Genomic DNA, 19,949 nt, shown 5'->3' on the forward strand with positions numbered 1-19,949 from the left:
ATTGTACCGTAACGCCGTCTGCCAACCGCAGCCCTCAGGGAGGGTTTCCCCTGGACTCAGGCGGTCGGCGGGACCGTCGCGAACGAGTAGAACACGCGGAACGGCACCTTTTTCTCGGCCCAGAATTCGGCCGCGTCGCGGAACACATCGAGCAGGTTTTCGCGCGCTTCCTTGTCGAACTTCTGAGCGCTCGGCAACTGCTCGAGCACCACGATGAAGCCCGGCTGCGGGCCGGCTGCGTAGATGGTCTCGGTCAGGCAGGTGCGCAGCGCATCGAAATTCTTGCTGCACGGTTTGGGGAAATAAAAATTCTCGCCGATGCGGGCGCAGACCTGCTGCTTGGTGAGCGTATTGGCGCAGTGGGCATATAAGAAGTGATGACCGAGGCGCCCGGCCTCCTGTTGCAAATCGCCAACGTTAAACGCGCGAATCGCTTGAACAAGATTTGGCGCCACTCTCATCAACAAACTCATTTTTTCCTCAAATCGACCTGTCAATAACGCGCCATGGCGCCACCCCTCGCGGCGCTGGGTAGCGCTGCTACTTCTTACCTCGCTGTCGTTGCTATACGCCAATAAGTCCATGATTTGTGTAAGGGTAACGTTTTGTGGTATTGGAAGCAACCCAAATGTGAGTTTCAGATGCCTATTTGTAAGAATCGGTAGGTACGTATGTGACACGAAAACGCCGTATTGGGGGCCGGTTTCATTCTGGCGCGAGTTGTTGCGCGCTTTATTGGCTGTTACATTTTGTTGCCACGCGGATTCGATGGTTTTTTGCGATAGGCGTACCATCAAGTCTGTAACGAATCGACGAACCAAGTCGCACCACTCAACGAGGTACTACCATGAACTTGCAAGCCAAACTGATCATCTCGGCACTCGGCATCGCCATCCTGCCGCTGGCCCAGGCCGCCGACTTCGAAGACTTCGGCCGCGTGGTGCGGGTCGAGCCGCGTCTCGAGCAGGTCCGTACCCCGCGCCAGGAATGCCGTACCGAATACGTGCAAGTGCCGGTGCAGCAGGAACGCGGCGCCGGCGGCACGATTATCGGCGGTATCGCCGGCGCGCTGCTGGGCAGCCAGGTCGGCGGCGGCAACGGCAAAGTGGCCGCATCGGCAGCGGGCGCGATCGCCGGCGCCATGGTGGGCGACCGTGTCCAGAACAATGGCCGTCCGCAAGGCAGCAGTGTGCAAGAGCAAGCTGTGCAGCAATGCCGCACCGTGGAAGCGATCGAATCGCGCACCGCCGGCTACAACGTGACCTATGAATACCGTGGCCAGAACTACACGTCGCTGATGAGCCGCGACCCGGGCAACCGCGTGCGCCTGCGCGTCTCGGTCGAGCCGCTGGACAGCTACAACGGCCAGGGCCAGGCATACAGCCAGTACTGATCGTCCATATCGTTGGATATCGAGCAACGCGGCCCATGAGGCCGCGTTGTTGCATCTAGAACCTATCCCGAGCTTGTGCTGGGGGAACCCGCCCCCGATAATAGGGCGATTCCACCAGGCTTCTCTATGCTCATCAAACGCAAATCCATCGAACAAGTCGAATCCTCCCGCCGTCCCGCGCGCAAACCGAAATTCGCACCCGTCACGCTGTCCGAACAGGACGGTGTCCGTTATCTCCACTTCGGCACGGAATGGGTGCAAGGCGCCATGCGCATCCGCAAGCCCGACTGGCCCGAACTGGAATACGCGCAGCAGATGATGGCGTGGATGCTGTTCATCGAGACGCCGCAGGCCATTGCCCAGCTCGGCCTGGGAACGGCCACCCTGACCAAGTTCTGCTATCGCCAGTTCCCCGAGGCGAGCGTCACCGCCGTCGAACTCAACGAATCCGTGATCGCGATCTGCAACTCGATGTTCAAGCTGCCGCCCGAGGACGAGCGCCTGCGCGTGCTGGAGATGGATGCGCTCGACTTCGTCGAGGATCCAGCCAACCACGAAGCCTATGACGTACTGCAGTGCGACCTGTACGACGCCACCGCGCGCGGCCCCGTGCTCGACACGCCCGAGTTCTACCAGGCCTGCGCCGCCTGCCTGACGCAGGATGGCATCATGACCGTCAACCTGTTCGGCGACCACCCGAGCTTCGCCAAGAACGTCAAGGCGATGAAGTTTGCCTTCGGCCACGTGATCTGCCTGCCCGAGGTGCACGACGGGAATGTGGTGGCGCTGTGCTTCAAGACCCGCCCCACGCTCGACAAGGACGCGCTCGCGACGCGCGCCGCGCAGATCGTGGCGCAGACCAAGCTGCCTGCGAAATCCTGGGTCAAGGGATTGTTCGCCACCGATTGACCATTCAGCCAGGGCCACCGTGAACGCCATCCCGCAAAAACCCGCCAGCCTGCGCAAGCTCGACCTGCAATCGATTTTCTCGTGGCTGCTGGCCGACGGGATCGTCACCAAGGATAAAGTCAAAGCCGATTTCGCCCAGGCCCAGGGGATACTGAAAAATGCGCCGGGCATCATGCATCCGCTGACGGCGGTGGCGCAGTGCAAACTGCTGTCGCACCTGCCGCCGCACCGCCTGCTGACGCTGGATGTGCTGACCGAATGGTGCGCAGCCAAGGTCGGCCTGCCTTTCATTCGCATCGACCCGCTCAAGATCGATTTTACGAAAGTGGCGGACGTGATGTCGGCCAGCTATGCGGCGCGCTTCAATATCCTGCCGGTGGAAATGACGGCCACCACCTTGGTGGTGGCAACGGCCGATCCGGCGCTGACCGAATGGGAACCCGAGATCGCCAAGGTCTCGCGCCGCCGCATCGAGCTCGTATTGGCCAATCCGCTCGACATCGCTCAATACATTTCGCAGTTCTTCGCGCTGGCCAAGTCGATCCGCGACGCGAGCCGCAGCAGCGGGCAGGACGTCGCGATGCGCAACAACTTCGAGCAGCTGGTCGAACTGGGAAAATCGAACAAGCAGTTCGACGCCAACGACCAGCACATCGTCAATATCGTCGACTGGCTGTGGGGCTATGCCTTCGAACAGCGCGCCTCGGATATCCACCTCGAACCCAAGCGCGAATTCGCGACCGTGCGTTTTCGTATCGATGGCGTGCTGCACCAGGTCTATCAGGTGCCGGCGGCGGTGATGATCGCGATGACCGCGCGCATCAAGCTGTTGGGGCGGATGGACGTGATCGAAAAACGCCGGCCGCAGGACGGCCGCATCAAGACGCGCACCGCGGGCGGCCAGGAAGTCGAATTGCGGCTGTCGACGATGCCGACCGCGTTCGGCGAAAAACTGGTGATGCGTATCTTCGATCCGGAAGTGGTGGTCAAGACCCTGCCGGAACTGGGATTCCCGCCTGACGATGCGCAGCGCTGGGATGGACTGACTCGTCGTCCGCACGGCATCATTCTCGTGACCGGTCCGACGGGATCGGGCAAGACCACGACGCTGTACACGACGCTCAAGGCGCTGGCGACCAGCGAAGTAAATGTGTGCACGGTCGAGGATCCGATCGAGATGGTCGAACCTGCATTCAACCAGATGCAGGTGCAGCCGGGGATCGACCTGTCGTTTGCCGACGGCGTGCGTTCGCTGATGCGGCAGGATCCGGACATCATCATGGTGGGCGAGATCCGCGACCTGGAAACGGCCGAGATGGCGATCCAGGCGGCGCTGACAGGACACCTGGTGTTTTCGACACTGCATACCAACGATGCGCCGTCGGCGGTGGTGCGCCTGCTGGAATTGGGCGTGCCGGATTATCTGCTGGAGGCGACCCTGATCGGCGTGATGGCGCAGCGGCTGGTGCGTACGCTCTGCCCTGTGTGCAAGGCGCCGGGCGGGGAATTGAGCGATGAGGTGTGGGACGGCATTGGCGGGGCGTGGAAGATCGCGAAGCCTGCGACCGTGTATCGGGCTGTGGGGTGTCCGGAGTGCCGGCAGACCGGGTATCGGGGGCGGACTGGGATTTATGAACTGCTGACCGTGAGCGAAGGGTTCGGGCGTTTGATTCGTGAGTCGGGCGAGATGCGGACCTTGCGCGAGCAGAGCGTGAAGGATGGAATGAAGCCGCTGCGCATTGCGGGGGCGATGAAAGTGGTCGAAGGCGTGACGACGGCGGATGAGGTGCTGAAGGTGACGTCGGCGCTGGCGTGAGCGGGGGCTTGTGCCGAAAATGTTGGGCCACCCTAGCGCAAACCGCGATCGCCCGCTATAATGCTGCCTCTTCGGGTCGTTAGCTCAGTTGGTAGAGCAGCGGACTTTTAATCCGTTGGTCGCGTGTTCGAGCCACGCACGGCCTACCACGAATTACCAGGAAGCCCACGAATTTCGGTCCGTGGGCTTTTTGCATTCCGGTCCCTCCCTGGCCTTCCTGGAAGGTGGCCTGTCCTGGCCGAACCTGGCATGGGTTTGCCGCAGCAGGAACGCCCCTCCCCCGGCCACGGCATGGAATAGCAGGACAGTGGCCGCGCCACCATCGCCGCTCCCAGCGGCTCCCTACAAGGGCGCGCCGCATCGGCCGGTCGAACCAGCTCGGGAGCGAGCACGTGACAGCTTCATGCGAACATCACCCGCGTGCATTTACTGTTAAAGTATTTGCAACTCTTTGAATACTGTCCCATCGTGAAAGCCATCTCCAAATTCTTCGAACTCGGCTACATCCTGATTGTTGCCATGTTCTTCTCCTGCGGCATCGGCCTGATCGTCCTGGCCGGCGTCGAAATCTGGGGCGCCCTGAACCCTGCCGCCGACACCTCGGCACGCGACCGCTTCGACCTGATCCTCGAATGCATCGGCATGCTGACCATCTCGGTCGCCGCCCTGGGACTGGGGCAAACCGTGCTGGAAGAAGAAATCCAGCGCGAAGCCAACATCAGCTCGCCAACCCGCGTGCGCCGCTTCCTGTCGCGCTTCCTGATCGTGGTCGTGGTGTCGCTGTCGGTCGAATGCCTGATCGGCGTGTTCCAGTACGTCCACGGCAGTCCGCAATATCTGCCGCACGCGGCGGCGATCGGCTTGGCCGCCGCCGCCCTGCTCGCCACCTGGGGACTGTTCGTCCGGATGAACACCAGCGCCGAGGAACTCGAACCGCACGCCATGCACGATGTGCAGGCCGAAGACAAGGAGATCGAAGGCACGGACGTCAAGGAAGACGGCAAGCGCCACGCGGCCGACACCGGCCAGGATTATCACGGCGACATCGAGACGTCGAAGGACGCGTCGACGCGGGCGCCGAAGCCGAATTCTCCGCGAGAATCGAAATGATGATTCAAAGCACTTGGTAAATCGGTCAAGTGCCGCTATAATCTCGTCTTCTTCGGGTCGTTAGCTCAGTTGGTAGAGCAGCGGACTTTTAATCCGTTGGTCGCGTGTTCGAGCCACGCACGGCCTACCAAAGATTCAGACAACAACGCCAGCCTTCGGGTTGGCGTTGTTGTTTTCACTTTCCGAACGCCATGCCCCAGACGATCACCAGCGCCGTTCAGCACGAACTGGTCATCAAGAAAAGCCGCTTCATCGCCTGCGTGCAGCCGATGCCGGACCGCGCCGGGGCCGTCAAGATCGTAGCCGAGCTGCGTGCCCAGCATCCGGGTGCGGCCCATGTGTGCTGGGCCCTGCTGGCCGGCGGCCAATCCGCCGCGGTCGATGACGGGGAGCCCAGCGGCACCGCGGGCCGTCCCATGCTCGACGTCTTGCGCCACCAGGACCTGGAAGGCGTGCTGGCCACCGTGGTGCGCTACTTCGGCGGCGTCAAGCTCGGCGCGGGCGGACTGGTGCGCGCCTATACCGACAGCGTTGCCCAAGCCCTGCTGACGGCGACCAAGGTCCCGATCATCAAGCTGCGCCAGCTGCGCTGCACCGCCCCCTATGCGATGGAAGGCATGCTGCGGCGCGAACTCGATGCCGCCGGCGCCGGCCTCGATGCGGTCGAGCATGGCGACGACGTGCGCTTCACCTTCAGCCTGCCGGCCAGCGCCGCCGATGCGCTGCGCGCCCGCCTCGACGAAGCCGGCCATGGCCGCATCGGCTGGCCGTCCGACGCCGACACCGACGACGACTGAAGCCATTCCGGCTCCCTATACCCGTCATCACGACACGAAAGCGGACGCGTCCGCCTGCTCCCGGTATAGTGCCAGACCCGGCCGCGCATACGCTTCGGCCGGCTTTCCTCTTTCCACCCCGAACAACAATCCCCGTGATCAAGAAAAGCCTACTTCCACTCGCCCTTGGCGGCTTCGGCATCGGCATGACCGAATTCGTCATGATGGGCATCCTGCCGGACATCGCCGGCGGCCTGCACATCACCATCCCGCAAGCCGGCTACCTGATCACCGCCTATGCACTGGGCGTCGTGGTCGGCGCACCGACCCTGGTCAGCCTGGTGGCCGGCCGCCCGCCGCGCAGCGTGCTGGTCTGGTTCATGCTGATGTTCGCCATCTTCAATGCGATGTCGGCCTTCGCGCCAAACTTCGAGATCATGATGGTGTCGCGCTTCCTGGCCGGCCTGCCGCATGGCGCTTTCTTCGGCGTCGGCGCCGTCGTCGCCAGCCGCCTGGCCGACGAGGGCCGCACCGCCGCCGCCGTCGCCACGATGTTTACCGGCCTGACCCTGGCCAATGTGCTGGGCGTCCCGCTCGGCACCTGGATCGGCCACGTCATCGACTGGCGCCTGGTGTTCCTGATCGTGGCCGTGATCGGCCTGCTCACCATGTGGAGCCTGCGCCAGTGGGTGCCGCATATCGAGCCGGGCAAGCGCACCGGCATCATGCAAGACCTGCGCATCTTCCGCCACCTCGACCTGTGGCTGGCGCTGGGCATCGTCTCGATCGGCACCGGCGGCTTCTTCGCCTGGTTCAGCTATATCGCGCCATTGCTCACCGACGTCACGCGCTTCGATTCGACCACGATTCCCCTGATCATGACGGCGGTCGGCGTCGGCATGACGGTCGGCGTGCAGTTCGGCGGCCGCCTGGCGGACCGCGTGCACCCGCTGCCCGCCCTGCTGATCCTCATGATGTCGATGACCGTCCTGCTGCTGTGCAATGGTTTCCTTGCGGAGTCGAAGCTGGCGATGGTCGTGCTGGCCTTCCTGACCGGCGCCAATGCGCTGGCGATCGGCCCGCCGATCCAGCTGCTGCTGATGGAACAATCGCGCGAAGCCGAGATGCTCGGCTCCTCGCTGGGCCAGTCCGGTTTCAATATCGGCAATGCGCTGGGCGCCTTCCTCGGCGGCGTGCCGCTGACGCTGGGCTATGCCTATACGGCGCCGCAGTGGGTGGCGGCGGCCCTGGCGCTGTGCGGCGTCGGATTGACGGCGTTCATGCTGGCGCGCCACCGCATGCAGACGCGCATGCTGGCGGCCGGCTGCACCTGACCGGAGAATGACAAACGGCGGCTCGCGGCCGCCGTTTGTCTTTCATGAAAACTTTTTCAGGCGCGTCGGCGCCGCAGTGCAATTGCGCCAAGCAGCCCCGCCATCATCAGCGTCAGCGTGCCCGGCTCGGGCACCTCCACCGGCGACTCGACCGGCGGATCATTCTTGACCAGTTCGAAGCCCGGAACGTCGACCGCTTTCCAGTAATTCTCGGCATCCACCTGGACGCTTGAATTCCAGGCGCCGGCGATGACCTGGCCCTTGATGACGCCATTGCCGGGAACGACCGTCGCATACGGCGCCAGCACGCTGCCGAGGATGCCCTTCACGTCGACCGTCTCGGCCTCGAAGAAATTAAACAGGACGTTGTAGCCGCTCAGCGGCTGCATGCCGCCAGTGAAACCGCCGTGCTTGCCGCTGATATTGAAGATCAGCGTCTGGTTCGCGGTCAAGCCGCTGAGCACCCAGTTGTTCCCGCCATTTAGAAAGTCGGCCGAGACATTGAATATGTCCACGCCGCCATTGCCGCTGCCGATGAGCTTATTGGCACTGTATTCGCGCTCGACCCTCCCTGTTGCCCCGACCAGGCTCAGTCCGGCGGCGATATCCTTGAATTGCTCCGTCGCGGAGGAAAAATCGACTGGATTGACCGTCGAACGTGGCGGGGTGGCAGCGCTTTGCGTGGTCACCGCACCGCCCGCATACACCGGGCCGTTGTGGATGCTGCCGCTCGTCAGCGAGATATTGCCGCCTGCAACGATCGAATAACCGGCGTAAGCCGCCCTGTCTTTTTTATTGACTGCGTAATTCTGGATCGTGACGTTACCACCAGAGACGATCGCCCCTTCGGCGTCGCTCGAGATCGCCTTGAAGTCGCCGGCGGTATAGACGTTTGCACCACCCATAACGGCGCCCAGATCGATGACGCCTGCCTGGGCGCCCATGCTGGCCAGTGCTACACCGAGAAATACGCCAAACCTGACCATAAAAATTCCACACGGAAATTAATAATGATCAAGAGTATCACTCCAGCACCACCATTTGGTTGCAGGAAAGATACGCAGTTCCGTAAATCTATCGAATGATCACACCAGGGCGACGTCGCCCATCGCCTTCGCGGTCTCGGCCGCTTCATCCAGGATGTCTTGCAGCGTGAATTCGTCGAAGACGAAATCGAGTGCGCTCTCGCCGTGCTCCGGCAGATTGGCGCGGCGGCTGTCGAGGGGCGACGCCACCGGCGCATACTGGTTCGCAAGCAGCAAAGTGTCGAGCAAGGTGCCAGGCGGCATGTTCAGCCAGCCGCCACGCATGTCGGCGATCGCCTCCGACACCGCCGGCGGTATCGACAGCTTCTTCATCACCTCGGCGCTGACCACGTCTTCACACAGGGCGCCCCAGTTTTCCGGATCGTCGTCCAGCAGGCCGGGAAACTCGTCGGCCCGCGCCAGCAGGTAAAAGGCGCCGACCTCGTGCACGATGCCGGCGAACAGGGCGGTATCGGGATTGACGCCGGTAACGCGGCGCGCCAGCGAATGGGCAATCGAGGCGACGTGGGTGGTGTGCGCCCACAATTGCTCGGCCTTGGCGCGCAGGCCCGGATCGTTGATGCGGTTACCAAATTGCCGCACCACCAGACTGGCCACCAGGGCCTGCAGGCGCCGGTACCCGATGCGCGCCACAGCGGCGCGGACATTGGTCACCGGCATCGCGCTGCTGCCGCCGAAGGCGGGCGTATTGGCGATGGCGACCGTACGCGCAGCTAGTTGCGGTTCGGCCAGCACCAGGCGGATCGCCTCGTCGATATGACAATCCGGGTCATCGAGGGCGAGCTGCAGGCGCAGCACGGCATTGACGCTGGTGGGGAAAGTGATTTCACCGCGAACGGCCTGCGCCGCGATGTATCCGAATGCTTCAAGTTTATTCACGTCGGTAATTATAGCCCCCGCCGGATGCCGGACCGGACGCCATGTCTACCCCCATATCCACCGGCTGGCCAAACTGTGGCGCATCATCCACACCGCATAAGCGTGAGCCGGATGCAAAACAGCCCGCGTGCGGGACGGCGCGCGGGCTGTTTCAACGCGATCAGCCTGGGATTACTTGACCTTGATTGCGCTCTTGACGTTGGTCACGCCGTCGACGCCCTTGGCCACTTGCATGGCCTTGTCGGCTTCGGCCTTCGATTCGACGAAGCCGCTCAGCATCACGACGCCGCCTTCGGTGTCGACGCTGATTTCCATGCCCTTCAGGGCGGGATCGGCCACCAGGCCGGCCTTGACCTTGGCGGTGATGTTGCCGTCCGAGACCACGCGGGTGGTCTTCTCGCCGGCGCGCTCGGTGGCGTTTTCCGCCTTGTGGGCCGCGTTCGACGCCATTTCCTTGGTGCGGTCGAATGCGGCTGCGGTCTTTTCCTTCACGGTGGCGACCGCTTCGCGGGTGCGTTCGCCGGCGCCGGCCATGCCGGTCTTCTCGGCCACGTTCGATGCCACCTCGCGGGTTTTATCGGCCGCGTTGCGCGCCGCTTCGCGGGTGTTGGCGGAAACGGCCGCGCCGGTGGTGGCGGCCACGTTGGTGGCGGTGGTGACGTTACCGCGCTGGTCGACCACGCAGGCGCTGCGCGCATCCCCAGTCATCTGTTCGCATTTCTGGACGGCGGCCGCCGTCGCTGGATCTTTCGAGTCGATGCTGCTCACCAGCTCGCCACTGCTGCTGTGGCCGACGGCGCGGTCGATATTGCGGTCGTCCAGGCGGGCCAGCGCGGCATCGCGGATCGAACCGGCCGTGGCCTTGCAGCGGTCCTTGTCGCCGGCCGCAGTGGCGTCGCACTGGGTATCGGCCAGCTCGTGCTCGGCGCGGATCACCTTGGCGCGCGCATCGCGCAGGTTGCCGCCGGTGGTGTCGTACTTGGTATAGGCATCGAGCTCGGCGCGTGCCTGGGCCAGCTTGGCCTCGTCTTCGCACACTTCCTCGGCATTGCCCTTCATGGCGTCGCATTTGGTCTTGGCAGTGCGGTAGTCAGCACCGGCCTTGTCCATCGCGGCGCGGTGGGCGTCCTTGTCGACGGGGGCGGCGCTGGCGGGAGCAATGGCGACGGCGGATACGGCGGTTGCGATCAGGGTAGCGATGAGGGTTTTCATGGTCGGATTCCCTTGCATGCGTTGTTAGGATGGCATCCATTAAACGCCCTGCACCCTTCAACATCTGTGCGACAACGTACCTTGATTGGACAATCTGGACCGGCGTCCATTAGAGCGCAGATATTCTTTTGCCGGCCCCAAAACGTCGTTCCCGCGCAGGCGGGAACCTAAGATGTCCAGCGCTATCGAAACGCTCGCAACTTAGGTTCCCGCCTGCGCGGGAACGACGTGCCAAAGCTAGCTCAGTCGCCACCGCAGTGAGGTGCGGCAGCAAACTGATCAGCGATTACTTGGCCTTGTTGGCATCACGTGCTGCATCGCGGGTCGACTTGGCCTGCGCTTCGCACTTGTCCTCGGCATCGCCTTTCAGCGAGTCGCATTTTTCGTCGGCCAGTTCATATTCGGCGTCGATCACATTGTCGCGTGCCTTGCGCACATTGTTGCCGGTATTGTCGAACTTGGTGGTCGCATCCAGTTCGGCTTTCGCGCGCATCAGCTTGGCTTCGTCTTCGCAGATGTCTTCGGCGTGACCGCTCATGGCGTCGCATTTGTCCTTGGCGACACGGTAGTCGGCCTTGACCTTGTCCATCGCCGTTTTATAGGCGTCCTTATTGGTCTGGGCAGCGGCGGGAGCGATGCCGATGGCGGCGACGGCGGCGGTGGCGATCAAGGTAGCGATGAACGATTTCATGTTGAGTCCCTCTATTGGTTATTGGTGAGTCCATTAAACGCCGACACCGCAGAGCACTCTGTGCGGCACCGAACGCTTATTAAAAAACCAATTAAGCTTATAAGGACGATAGCGAAAAACGTCGATCTACCTCAATCGTCAATGCAGCAAGCCTTCACGCCACAGCGCATCGGCGGCCTCGAATGGCGACAGGCGGCTGTCGAACTGGCGGCCGTTGCCGGCCAGCTTGACCCAGGCGCGCGTATCGTGGCCGCTGCCCGGCACCGCGACGGTGGCGCGCACGCCGCGCAGCCAGTCGTGCACCCGCGCATATTCTCCCGGCCGGGTACGCTGGATCCAGGCCAGCGCCACCAGGTCGGCGAAGCCTTCCTCGCGCCGGGTGTCGCGCATCGCCTTCGCCGCGGCCAGCAGTTCGGGATCGTGCGAGGTCTGGTCGCCGGTTTCGACGAAACCCGCCGGCAGCAGATGCCACCCGCCCTGGGCATAGCGCCAGCAATGGGCCAGTTCGTGCGCGGCCATGGCCTCGATCAGCAGCGCCTGCTTGTCGGCGGGGACGTCGGCCAGTACCTTCTCGGCCTCGGGATTACCGCGCATCGACAGCACCAGCTTGCAGCGGCCCTTGTCGAAGCCCATCGCCAGCGGCACTGCGCCGGCCGGCGCCTTCGGCTGGACGATGATGTCGACCGGCAGGGCGATCGATTTCGAGTACTCCAGCACGGGGGCGGCGGCGCGCAGCCAGCGCATTTCTTGAGCCGTGAGCTGCGATGCGTGCGAGGGAAGCGCAGCGGATGCGGCGAGGATGGCGGCCGCAGACAGGAGATGCTTGAACATGGTGCTACTCCGGGGATGAGCGAAATTCCTATCGGAAATTCTATCCCCGAATCAAGCGCCACTTTCAGGAAAATATTTCTGCATGTTCAAAAAAACAAGGGCCGCGACGAGCGGCCCTTGTTGCGATCAGGCGGTCAGCGCCGGCCGCATCCGTCCCGCCTGCAAGGCCGGCGCGGCTGCACCGTCGAGACGGAAAATGCTGACCAGCTGGGCCAGGCGTTCCGCCTCTTCTTCCAGCGAGGCCGCGGCCTGGCTGGCCTGCTGCACCAGTTCGGCGTTCTGGCGCGTGGCGTCGTCGATCTGGCCGATCGCACCATTGACCTGCTCGATGCCGGCATTCTGTTCTGCGGACGCATGGCTGATCTCGGCCATGATGTCGGTCACGCGCTTGACCCCGGTGACGATCTCGCCCATCGTCGCGCCGGCCTGGTCCACCAGACGGGCGCCGGCGTCGACCCGCTCGACCGAGCTGCCGATCAGGACCTTGATCTCCTTGGCCGCCGCCGCCGAACGCTGCGCCAGGTTGCGCACCTCGGTCGCCACCACGGCAAAGCCCCGGCCCTGCTCGCCGGCGCGGGCCGCTTCCACCGCCGCATTGAGCGCCAGGATATTGGTCTGGAAGGCGATGCCATCGATCACACCGATGATGTCCACGATCTTCTTCGACGATTCATTGATGGCCGCCATCGTGCCCACCACCTCGGCCACCACCTTGCCACCGCGCTGCGCCACTTCGGAGGCGGATTCGGCCAGCATGTTCGCCTGGCGCGCGTTGTCGGCATTCTGGCGCACGGTGCCGGTCAATTGCTCGACCGAGGCGGCAGTGGCCTGCAGGGTGCCGTTCTGGCGTTCGGTGCGGCCGGCCAGGTCGCGGTTGCCGTCCGCGATCTCGGTCGATACGGTGCCGATCGCCAGCGTGCCGGTGCGCACCTGGGCCACGATGCGCACCAGGCTGTCGCGCATGCCCTGCATCGCGAACAGCAGGCTGCCGCGGTCGCCGGGACGGGTGACGATCTCCACGCCCAGGTCGCCGCTGGCGATGGCGCTGGCGATCGAGGCCGCATAGTCCGGCTGGCCGCCAAGCTGGCGCAGCAGGCCGCGGCTGATGTACCAGGCCGCCAGCGAACCGGCCGCGATCGCGCCAGCACACAGCAGCGCCATCCAGCCGAAGAAACCGTTGGCCATGCGGCGCGCCTCGGTGGCGGCGTCGTTGCTCAGCTTTTCCTCGAGGTCGATCAGGCGGTTGATGCTGGCCAGCCAGGCGGTGAAGGCCGGCGCCGCCTCTTGCGCCAGCAGCGTGTTCGCCTCCAGGCCTTGGCCAGCCGCGTGCAACGCGATCACGCGCGCGATCAGCGGCTTGGTCACGCTTTCCTGGGCCTTGATCGCGGCCAGCGCTTCCTTCTCTTCCGGCAGGATGTCCTTGCGTTCATTGAAGAGCGCATCGAGCGGGCCGGCCGAGCGCGCATAGTTGTCGTCCAGCGTACGGATCAAGGCGATCGGCGCGCTGGCGCCGGCCGCGTCGGACGCCAACGCCACGTCGCGCAGGGCGATCGCGCGATCGTGTACGCTGCCACGGAAATTGATGGCGTGGCGCTGCTTGACGCTGTTGACCTCGTTGATATGGTTGAGGACGCTCTCGATCCGGCCCACGCGGTTCACCGCCAGCGCGACCAGGGCGATCATCAGTAAGAAAACGGCGCCGTAGCCGAATGCCAGCCGGGCGCCGATGGTCAGGTTCTTGGTTTTCATGGTAGCACCGTGTATGTCGTTTTAGTTGAAGTAAATACCATAGGTATTTCCTATTGGAAACGATTTGACTATAGCACGTTGCTGCGCGATTTGCTTACGGCACGCTTATTTGAGCAAGCTGTCCGCCGTCACGAAGGCCGGACGGATGTCGTTCGGCACCGCCTTCAGCTTGTCGAGCGCCTTGCGCACCTCGGGGCGGATCACGACGTACTTGTCCATCATCGCCTTGGCGCGCGCATAGTCTCCGGTGGCTTCGATGGTCAGGAATTCGCGGTCCAGGTCGATCACGGCCCCTTTGATCTTCCTGAAGTCGACCGAGAAGGTGCCGTCGTCGTGGGCGACAAAGCCGCCCTTGTCGAGCAGGTAGTTGACCTGGATCGCCATGCCGCGCGCATGCGACGAACTCAGGCCGAAGTGCAGGGTGCGGAAGCTCGAGGCCAGGAAGGTGTTGTACAGCTTGCGCTCGGCCGCCGCGCCCTGCCCCAGCGTGTCCTTCAGCAGGCCCTTGTCCATCATGTACTGCAGCGCCCACAGGCCGGTGATGTCGGCCTTCGCTTCCTCGATGGTCGAATAGGTTTCCTTCAGGTCCTGGCGCGGGGTCGAGTCCTTGCCGTCCTTCTTCGTGTGATGCGGTCCCAGGCCGTGCATGATCTCGTGCGCCAGGATGTGGGTGAAGAAGGAATCGAAGTCGAGGTCCTTCTGGTCCGCCGGCTTGAGCACCTGCTTGCTGATCGGCGTGAGCGTGGACGCGAACTTGGCCTGCTGTACGTTCTTGAGCATCACGCGCTTGGAGCCGCGTTCGCGGATCACGCGCTCGTCGTTCGGCAGGTTGTAGGCCGCGGTCTGCACGCCCATATTGCCGTCGCCGGCGCCATACACCTCATTGACCACCACCATCGGCGCGATGGCGCCGACCTTCGGATTGCGGTACTGCTTGTCGAGCGGCAGGTTGTCCTCGAGTTCCTGCAGGTGCTTGCCGAAGAAGTCCAGCTTGGCCGTTTCCTTCGGATCGCGGATGCTCACATAGGCCTCGAAGGCGGCCTTGTAGCCGAACAGCTCGTCGTTATAGGTTTCGTATGGCCCGATGGTCACGTCGACAGGCGCGTCGAGGTCCATCCAGGCGAAGTCCGAGGCCAGGTAGTCGTTGGAAAGAAACGCGTCGGCGCGCAGGCCCAGGAATTTCTTGAGCGAGGCGTTGTCGGTGGCTGCCGCCGCGTCGCGCAGCAGCTTGGCCAGCTTGTCCAGTTCGGGGCGGTATTCGTCCGAATACTTCACGGTGTGCAGCTTGTCGTCCGGCTTCGCGCGGATCACGGTGAAGAACCACTGCGCCTCTTTCTTCTGCTCCGGCGCCAGGCCGTTCATCCAACCCTCCAGCGACGCCTTGGTGGCGCCTTCCGGATAGAAGTTGGCGCCCTCGGGCTTCTTCGCCGGAATCCTGATGCCCGCATACTCGGCCGGCATGAACGAGGCATTGTTGTCGAGGTTCGACCACGGGCCCTTGTTGAGCCAGAAGGCGTCCAGGCGCGCGCGGCCGAGCGGCGTGGTGTCCTTCTTGAGCGCGTTCCACAGCGCCTCGTTGTGGGCCCAGCGCTGGCGCAGTTGCAGCGTGTCGATGATCCTGGCCGCTTCGATCAGCAGGGCGATGGCGGCGCGGTCGCCCTTCGACAAGTGAGATACGTCGGCGCGCAGCTCGACCGGCGCGAAGCGTTTCGACATCGCTTGCAACTGGTCGGCGCTGGCGACCGTCGGCGCCGTTTGCGCGTACACGGCTGGAGCGAATGCCGCGCTGATGGCAAAGCACAAAGCGAGCGGTGCGAAGATTGTTTTCATGGTCTCTTCCGTATCCTGAATGGCAATCAGGCCATTATCGCACCGTCGCCAGCGCCTCCCCCTGCTCCCAACCGCCGCCGAGCGCACGCGCCACCGCCACTGTCGCCAGCAGGCGCTGGGTGCGGATCTGGGCCGCGGCGCGGTCCGCCGCCAGCGTGCTGCGCTGGGCGTCGGTCACGTCGAGATAGGTCGACACGCCGCGCTCGTAGCGCGCCTGCGCCACCAGCAGCGCGCGCGCCGCCGCCTGTTGCGACTGGGCCTGCACCTCGCCCTGTTGCTGGCGCTGCTGCAGGTCGGACAGCGCGTCTTCCACCTCGCGCAGTGCCGTCAAGAGCTTTGTCTGGTGATTGGCCACCGCCTCGTCGTAACGCGCCCTGGCCAGCGCCAGGTTGGCGCGATTGCGGCCGCCTTCGAAGATCGGCAGCGACAGCGCCAGCGGGCCGGCCGAGAACTGGCGCGCGCCGCCGTTGGTCAGGTCGTTCAGGCTTTGCGAGGCATAGCCGAAATTCCCGGTCAGCGACAGCGCCGGATAGAAGGCGCCTTCGGCCACGCCGATCTGCGCATTGGCCGCCTTCAGCTGCGCGCTGCTCGCCGCCAGGTCGGGCCGCTGGCCCATCAGGCTGGCCGGCAGGCCAACGGGAATCGCGGGCGGCTGCGGCAGTTGCGCGGTCGCGGTTTTCATCTGCCCTGTAGCTATCAGCGGCGCGCTGGGCGTGCTGCCCACCAGCGTGGCCAGCGCGTGTTCCACCAGGTTGCGCTGGCGCTGCACCTCGTGCAGGTCGGCTTCGGCGTTGGCGCGCTCGATGCGCGCGCGCGACACGTCCAGCTCGTTCGACAGGCCGGCATTGAAGCGGGCCTCGACCAGTTGCTCCGACTCGCGGCGCGTGGCCAGGGCGTCCTCCAGGATCGCGCGCTCGGCGTCCAGTCCGCGCAGCTGCCAGTACGACGATGCGACCTGGCTCGACAGCAGCAGGACCACGCCGTCGCGATCAATCTGCGCCGCCAGCGCCTGCGCATCGCTGGCCTCGACCACGCGGCGCACGCGGCCCCACAGGTCGAGCTCATACGACAGCGAGGCGCCGACGCTGTAATTGTTGCCCTCGATCGAGCGGCCGCCCAGGGCCAGGCCCTGCGACGTCTCGGCCGAGGTACGGGCATTCGACACACCGGCGCCGACCGAGACGCTCGGCAGCTGGCCGGCGCGCACGACGCCCAGTTGCGCCTGCGCCTGCAGCAGGCGCTGGGCTGCGGCCTGCACGCCGGGGTTGTCGCGCAGCGCGCGCGTCTCGAGGCTGTCGAGGGTGGCGTCATGGAACACGGTCCACCAGGCGGCCGGCAGGCGCGCGCTGTCGCTGCCCGCTTCGAGATGGCGAAACGCCGTTTGCACCGGCGCGTCCGGCGCCTTGAAATCCGGGCCGAGCGTGGTGCAGCCGGCGACCAGTGCGCTGACCGCGATGACAGAGGCGAGAGGTTTGAACATGGTTGATCTCTTCATTCGAATTCAGTATTCAGGCGCCGCATCAATGGCCGCCACCGCCGCCACCCGGCGACTTGACCTTGTCGGCCATCCAAATCGCCGCGATGCAGCCGAGCAGGATCATGCCGATGATCCAGAAGCCATCGTTATAGGCCATCACATAGGCTTCGCGCCGCACCAGGCGGTCGACCACGGCCAGCGCCTGGTTCGCGGCACTGGCGGGGTCGATGCCCTTGGCGATGAAGCCCTGGGTCAGTGCGTCCAGGCGTTCCTGGGTCGCGGGCGCATAGACCGAGACCGCTTCGCCCAGGCGCGCCGAGTGGAAGTGTTCGCGGTTGGTGAGCGAGGTCGCCAGCAGCGCGATGCCGATCGAGCCGCCCAGGTTGCGGGTCATGTTGAACAGGCTCGAGGCCGACCCCATATCGCGCGGCTGCAGGCCCGACATCGCGAAATTCGACAGGGTCAGCATCACGAAGGGCTGGCCGATGGCGCGCACGACCTGCGTCCACATCAGCTGGTCGTAGCCGGTGGTGGCGTCCATGAAGGAGTTCATGATGCACGAGATACCGAACATGAACAGGCCGAAGCTGCACAGGATGCGGTTGTCGACTTTCGAGGACAGCTTGGCCGCGAACGGCATCACCAGCAATTGCGGCAGGCCGACCCAGGCGATCACTTCGCCGATCTGCATCGGCGTGTAGCCGGCGATCTGGCCCAGGTACAGCGGCAACAGGTAAGACGAACCATACAGGCCCATGCCGATCACGGCCGACAGCGTGGTCGCCACCAAAAAGTTACGCTTGCCGTAGAGGCGCAGGTTGACGAACGGTTCCGGCTTCGAGAAGCTCAGCGCCACCCAGCCCAAGAGGCCCGTGAGCGAGAGCGCGGCGAAGGCCACGATGAAGCTCGAATCGAACCAGTCCTTCGAATTGCCTTCTTCCAGGAAGATCGTCAGGCAGGCCAGGCCCATCGCCATCAGCGCGATGCCCAGCCAGTCGGCCTTCACCAGCGTCCTGACATTGGCTTTCTCGGGATTCAGGCCCCAGGCCATGCCGGCGATCAGCAGTACGCCCGGCACCCAGTTGATGTAGAAGATCGACGGCCAGCCATACAGCTCCGACAGGTAGCCGCCCAGGGTCGGCCCCATGGCCGGCGCCAGGGTCGCGGTCAGGCCGAAGATGGCCATGCCGGTGGCGCGCTTGGATGGCGGCAGCAGCGTCATCACCAGGGTCATCGCCATCGGGATCAGCGCGCCGCCGGTGAAGCCCTGCAGCATGCGGAACACGATCATGCTCTCCAGGCTCCAGGCCGCGCCGCACAGGGTCGAGAACACCAGGAACAGCGCGGTGGTGCCGATCATGTAGTTGCGCACGCCGAAGGCGCGCGAGAACAGCGCCGTCAGCGGGATCACGACGATTTCGGCGCACAGGTAGGCGGTCGAGATCCATGAGCCTTCTTCCTGCGTGGCCGACAAGGTGCCGAGGATGTCGCGCAGCGAAGAATTGGTGATCTGGATGTCGAGCACCGCCATGAAGGCGCCCAGCATGCCGGCGGCGATCGCGATCCAGGTGCGCATGTCCACGGCCGCGCCATCGGCTGGCGCACCCGGGACCGCACCCACTGGAGCAGATTTGCTCAGGGTAGTCATGGCAAGCGCTTAGTGGACGGCGGCGGTCTGGGTCGGTTTGACGTCCTGGCCCAGTTCGACCTCGGCCACCACCGACATGCCGGGCACCAGGCGGCCGGCGTATTTTTTCACGTCCTGCGGGTCGAGCGCGATCTTGACCGGCACGCGCTGCACGATCTTGGTGAAGTTGCCGGTCGCGTTATCGGCCGGCAGCAGCGCGAACTGGTTGCCCGAGGCCGGGGCGAAGCTGTCCACGCGGCCCACCAGGTGGTGTTCAGGCAATGCGTCGACGTCGAGATTGACCATCTGTCCCGGCGCCAGGCCGGCGAGCTGGGTTTCCTTGAAGTTGGCGACCACCCACACATTGTCCTCGACCACGGCCAGCATCGCCTGGCCCGGCTGCACGCGGGCGCCGACTTCGACGCTGCGGCGGCCGACGCGGCCGTCGACCGGCGCCACGATGCGGTTGTAGGCCAGTTGCTGCCTCGCTTCCTTCCACTGCGCCTGCAATACCTTCACCTGGGCCTTGAGCACGTCGCGGCCCGCCTCGGCGGCGCCGATCTGGGCTTGCGCGGCGGACGCATTGTCGCGGCGCGCGGCCAGGTCGGCCACGGCGGCGTCGCGCGCGGCGCTCGACGCATCCACCTCGGCCTTCGAGACCGCCTTCATGGTCTCGTTGTACAGCTGGCCGAAGCGCTCGGCATCCTGGCGCGCCCTCAGCAGCTGGGCCTGCGACTGCTTGACCTGGGCGCCGGCCGCCGCGGCCTGTGCGCGCACCTGCTCTATCTGGGCCTCGGCCTGCTTGAGCTGCTGCTGCATGCTGGCGATCTGGGCTTCGATCTGTTCGACACGCACGGCATGGTCGACCGGATCGAGCTCGGCGATCGTGTCGCCTGCCTTGACCAGCTGGTTGTCGTCCACCAGTACCTTGGTGACCACGCCGGCCACGCGCGACGACACCTGGTGCACGCGCCCGGTGACGTAGGCATTTTCGGTCTCGACGAAGTGATGGCTGCGGTACCACATGCGTCCACCGGCGCCGATCGCCACCAGCGCGATCAGGCCCACCACGGCCAGCACGCGCTTGTTGGGGCCGCTCTTGCCGGGCGCCCCGCCCGCTGGGGTTTGTGCCGCGGGCGACTGCCCTGCCGTGCTGTGCATCTCTGCCATGGAAAAGCTCCGGAAATGAAATGAAATGGATTCATCGCATTATTTGCCAGCAATACACGGAAGTCAAGAAATGAAACGGTTGCGTTTCATTTTAGTTTG

Annotated in this window: 17 protein-coding genes and 2 tRNA genes; 8 read left to right on the forward strand and 11 right to left on the reverse strand. The window is 64.4% G+C overall.

Annotated features, from left to right (window positions below; genetic code table 11):
• Nucleotides 1–56: 56 nt before the first annotated feature.
• Complete coding sequence (locus tag AC3A6F_RS09925; protein ID WP_487680449.1) at nt 57–584, reverse strand: barstar family protein; 528 nt, start codon at nt 582–584, stop codon at nt 57–59.
• A gap of 263 nt (nt 585–847) precedes the next feature.
• On the opposite strand from AC3A6F_RS09925, the gene AC3A6F_RS09930 reads away from it, so the two are divergent.
• The 8 genes from AC3A6F_RS09930 (at nt 848) to AC3A6F_RS09965 (ending at nt 7,338) form a co-directional block, all read left to right on the forward strand.
• Nucleotides 848–1,393: a glycine zipper 2TM domain-containing protein gene (locus tag AC3A6F_RS09930; protein ID WP_487680216.1), complete on the forward strand. Its 546-nt coding sequence runs from the start codon at nt 848–850 to the stop codon at nt 1,391–1,393.
• 126 nt (nt 1,394–1,519) lie between these two features.
• Nucleotides 1,520–2,302, forward strand: coding sequence for a spermine/spermidine synthase domain-containing protein (locus AC3A6F_RS09935; RefSeq protein WP_487680217.1), 783 nt, complete (start codon nt 1,520–1,522; stop codon nt 2,300–2,302).
• Between the two features lie 19 nt (nt 2,303–2,321).
• Nucleotides 2,322–4,118: a type IV pilus assembly ATPase TfpB gene (gene tfpB / locus AC3A6F_RS09940; RefSeq protein WP_487680218.1), complete on the forward strand. Its 1,797-nt coding sequence runs from the start codon at nt 2,322–2,324 to the stop codon at nt 4,116–4,118.
• A gap of 73 nt (nt 4,119–4,191) precedes the next feature.
• Nucleotides 4,192–4,267: transfer RNA gene (locus tag AC3A6F_RS09945), tRNA-Lys, on the forward strand.
• A 319-nt stretch (nt 4,268–4,586) separates the two neighbouring features.
• Nucleotides 4,587–5,228 carry a hypothetical protein gene (locus AC3A6F_RS09950; RefSeq protein WP_487680219.1) on the forward strand — a complete coding sequence of 214 codons (642 nt, stop codon included), beginning with the start codon at nt 4,587–4,589 and terminating at the stop codon, nt 5,226–5,228.
• A 54-nt stretch (nt 5,229–5,282) separates the two neighbouring features.
• Nucleotides 5,283–5,358: transfer RNA gene (locus AC3A6F_RS09955), tRNA-Lys, on the forward strand.
• Nucleotides 5,359–5,419: 61 nt separating this feature from the next.
• Nucleotides 5,420–6,025 (forward strand): IMPACT family protein, encoded by a 606-nt coding sequence (locus tag AC3A6F_RS09960; protein ID WP_487680221.1) that lies wholly within the window; start codon nt 5,420–5,422, stop codon nt 6,023–6,025.
• Nucleotides 6,026–6,159: 134 nt separating this feature from the next.
• Nucleotides 6,160–7,338 carry an MFS transporter gene (locus tag AC3A6F_RS09965; RefSeq protein WP_487680223.1) on the forward strand — a complete coding sequence of 393 codons (1,179 nt, stop codon included), beginning with the start codon at nt 6,160–6,162 and terminating at the stop codon, nt 7,336–7,338.
• Nucleotides 7,339–7,394: 56 nt separating this feature from the next.
• Here AC3A6F_RS09965 and AC3A6F_RS09970 read toward each other — a convergent pair whose 3' ends face one another.
• The 10 genes from AC3A6F_RS09970 to AC3A6F_RS10015 all read right to left on the reverse strand — a co-directional run bounded on the left by AC3A6F_RS09970 (nt 7,395) and on the right by AC3A6F_RS10015 (nt 19,850).
• A complete protein-coding gene (locus AC3A6F_RS09970; RefSeq protein ID WP_487680225.1) occupies nt 7,395–8,324 on the reverse strand; it encodes a choice-of-anchor A family protein in 930 nt (309 codons plus the stop codon).
• Between the two features lie 99 nt (nt 8,325–8,423).
• Complete coding sequence (locus AC3A6F_RS09975) at nt 8,424–9,263, reverse strand: HDOD domain-containing protein (RefSeq protein WP_147937065.1); 840 nt, start codon at nt 9,261–9,263, stop codon at nt 8,424–8,426.
• Nucleotides 9,264–9,434: 171 nt separating this feature from the next.
• On the reverse strand, nt 9,435–10,475 hold the full coding sequence (locus tag AC3A6F_RS09980; RefSeq protein WP_487680227.1) for a BON domain-containing protein: 1,041 nt from the start codon (nt 10,473–10,475) through the stop codon (nt 9,435–9,437).
• A gap of 286 nt (nt 10,476–10,761) precedes the next feature.
• A complete protein-coding gene (locus tag AC3A6F_RS09985; protein ID WP_320476314.1) occupies nt 10,762–11,166 on the reverse strand; it encodes a cell envelope biogenesis protein TolA in 405 nt (134 codons plus the stop codon).
• A gap of 138 nt (nt 11,167–11,304) precedes the next feature.
• Complete coding sequence (locus tag AC3A6F_RS09990; protein ID WP_487680229.1) at nt 11,305–11,997, reverse strand: hypothetical protein; 693 nt, start codon at nt 11,995–11,997, stop codon at nt 11,305–11,307.
• A gap of 126 nt (nt 11,998–12,123) precedes the next feature.
• Nucleotides 12,124–13,746, reverse strand: coding sequence for a methyl-accepting chemotaxis protein (locus AC3A6F_RS09995; RefSeq protein ID WP_487680230.1), 1,623 nt, complete (start codon nt 13,744–13,746; stop codon nt 12,124–12,126).
• A gap of 105 nt (nt 13,747–13,851) precedes the next feature.
• A complete protein-coding gene (locus tag AC3A6F_RS10000) occupies nt 13,852–15,576 on the reverse strand; it encodes a dipeptidyl-peptidase 3 family protein (RefSeq protein WP_487680232.1) in 1,725 nt (574 codons plus the stop codon).
• A 34-nt stretch (nt 15,577–15,610) separates the two neighbouring features.
• The gene (locus AC3A6F_RS10005; RefSeq protein WP_487680234.1) at nt 15,611–17,056 is read right to left on the reverse strand and encodes an efflux transporter outer membrane subunit; all 1,446 of its coding nucleotides are present in this window, start codon (nt 17,054–17,056) and stop codon (nt 15,611–15,613) included.
• 40 nt (nt 17,057–17,096) lie between these two features.
• The gene (locus AC3A6F_RS10010; protein WP_487680236.1) at nt 17,097–18,701 is read right to left on the reverse strand and encodes a DHA2 family efflux MFS transporter permease subunit; all 1,605 of its coding nucleotides are present in this window, start codon (nt 18,699–18,701) and stop codon (nt 17,097–17,099) included.
• Nucleotides 18,702–18,710: 9 nt separating this feature from the next.
• On the reverse strand, nt 18,711–19,850 hold the full coding sequence (locus AC3A6F_RS10015) for an HlyD family secretion protein (protein WP_487680238.1): 1,140 nt from the start codon (nt 19,848–19,850) through the stop codon (nt 18,711–18,713).
• Nucleotides 19,851–19,949 lie beyond the last annotated feature (99 nt).

The organism is Massilia sp. Soil_C_3, from assembly GCF_057657035.1.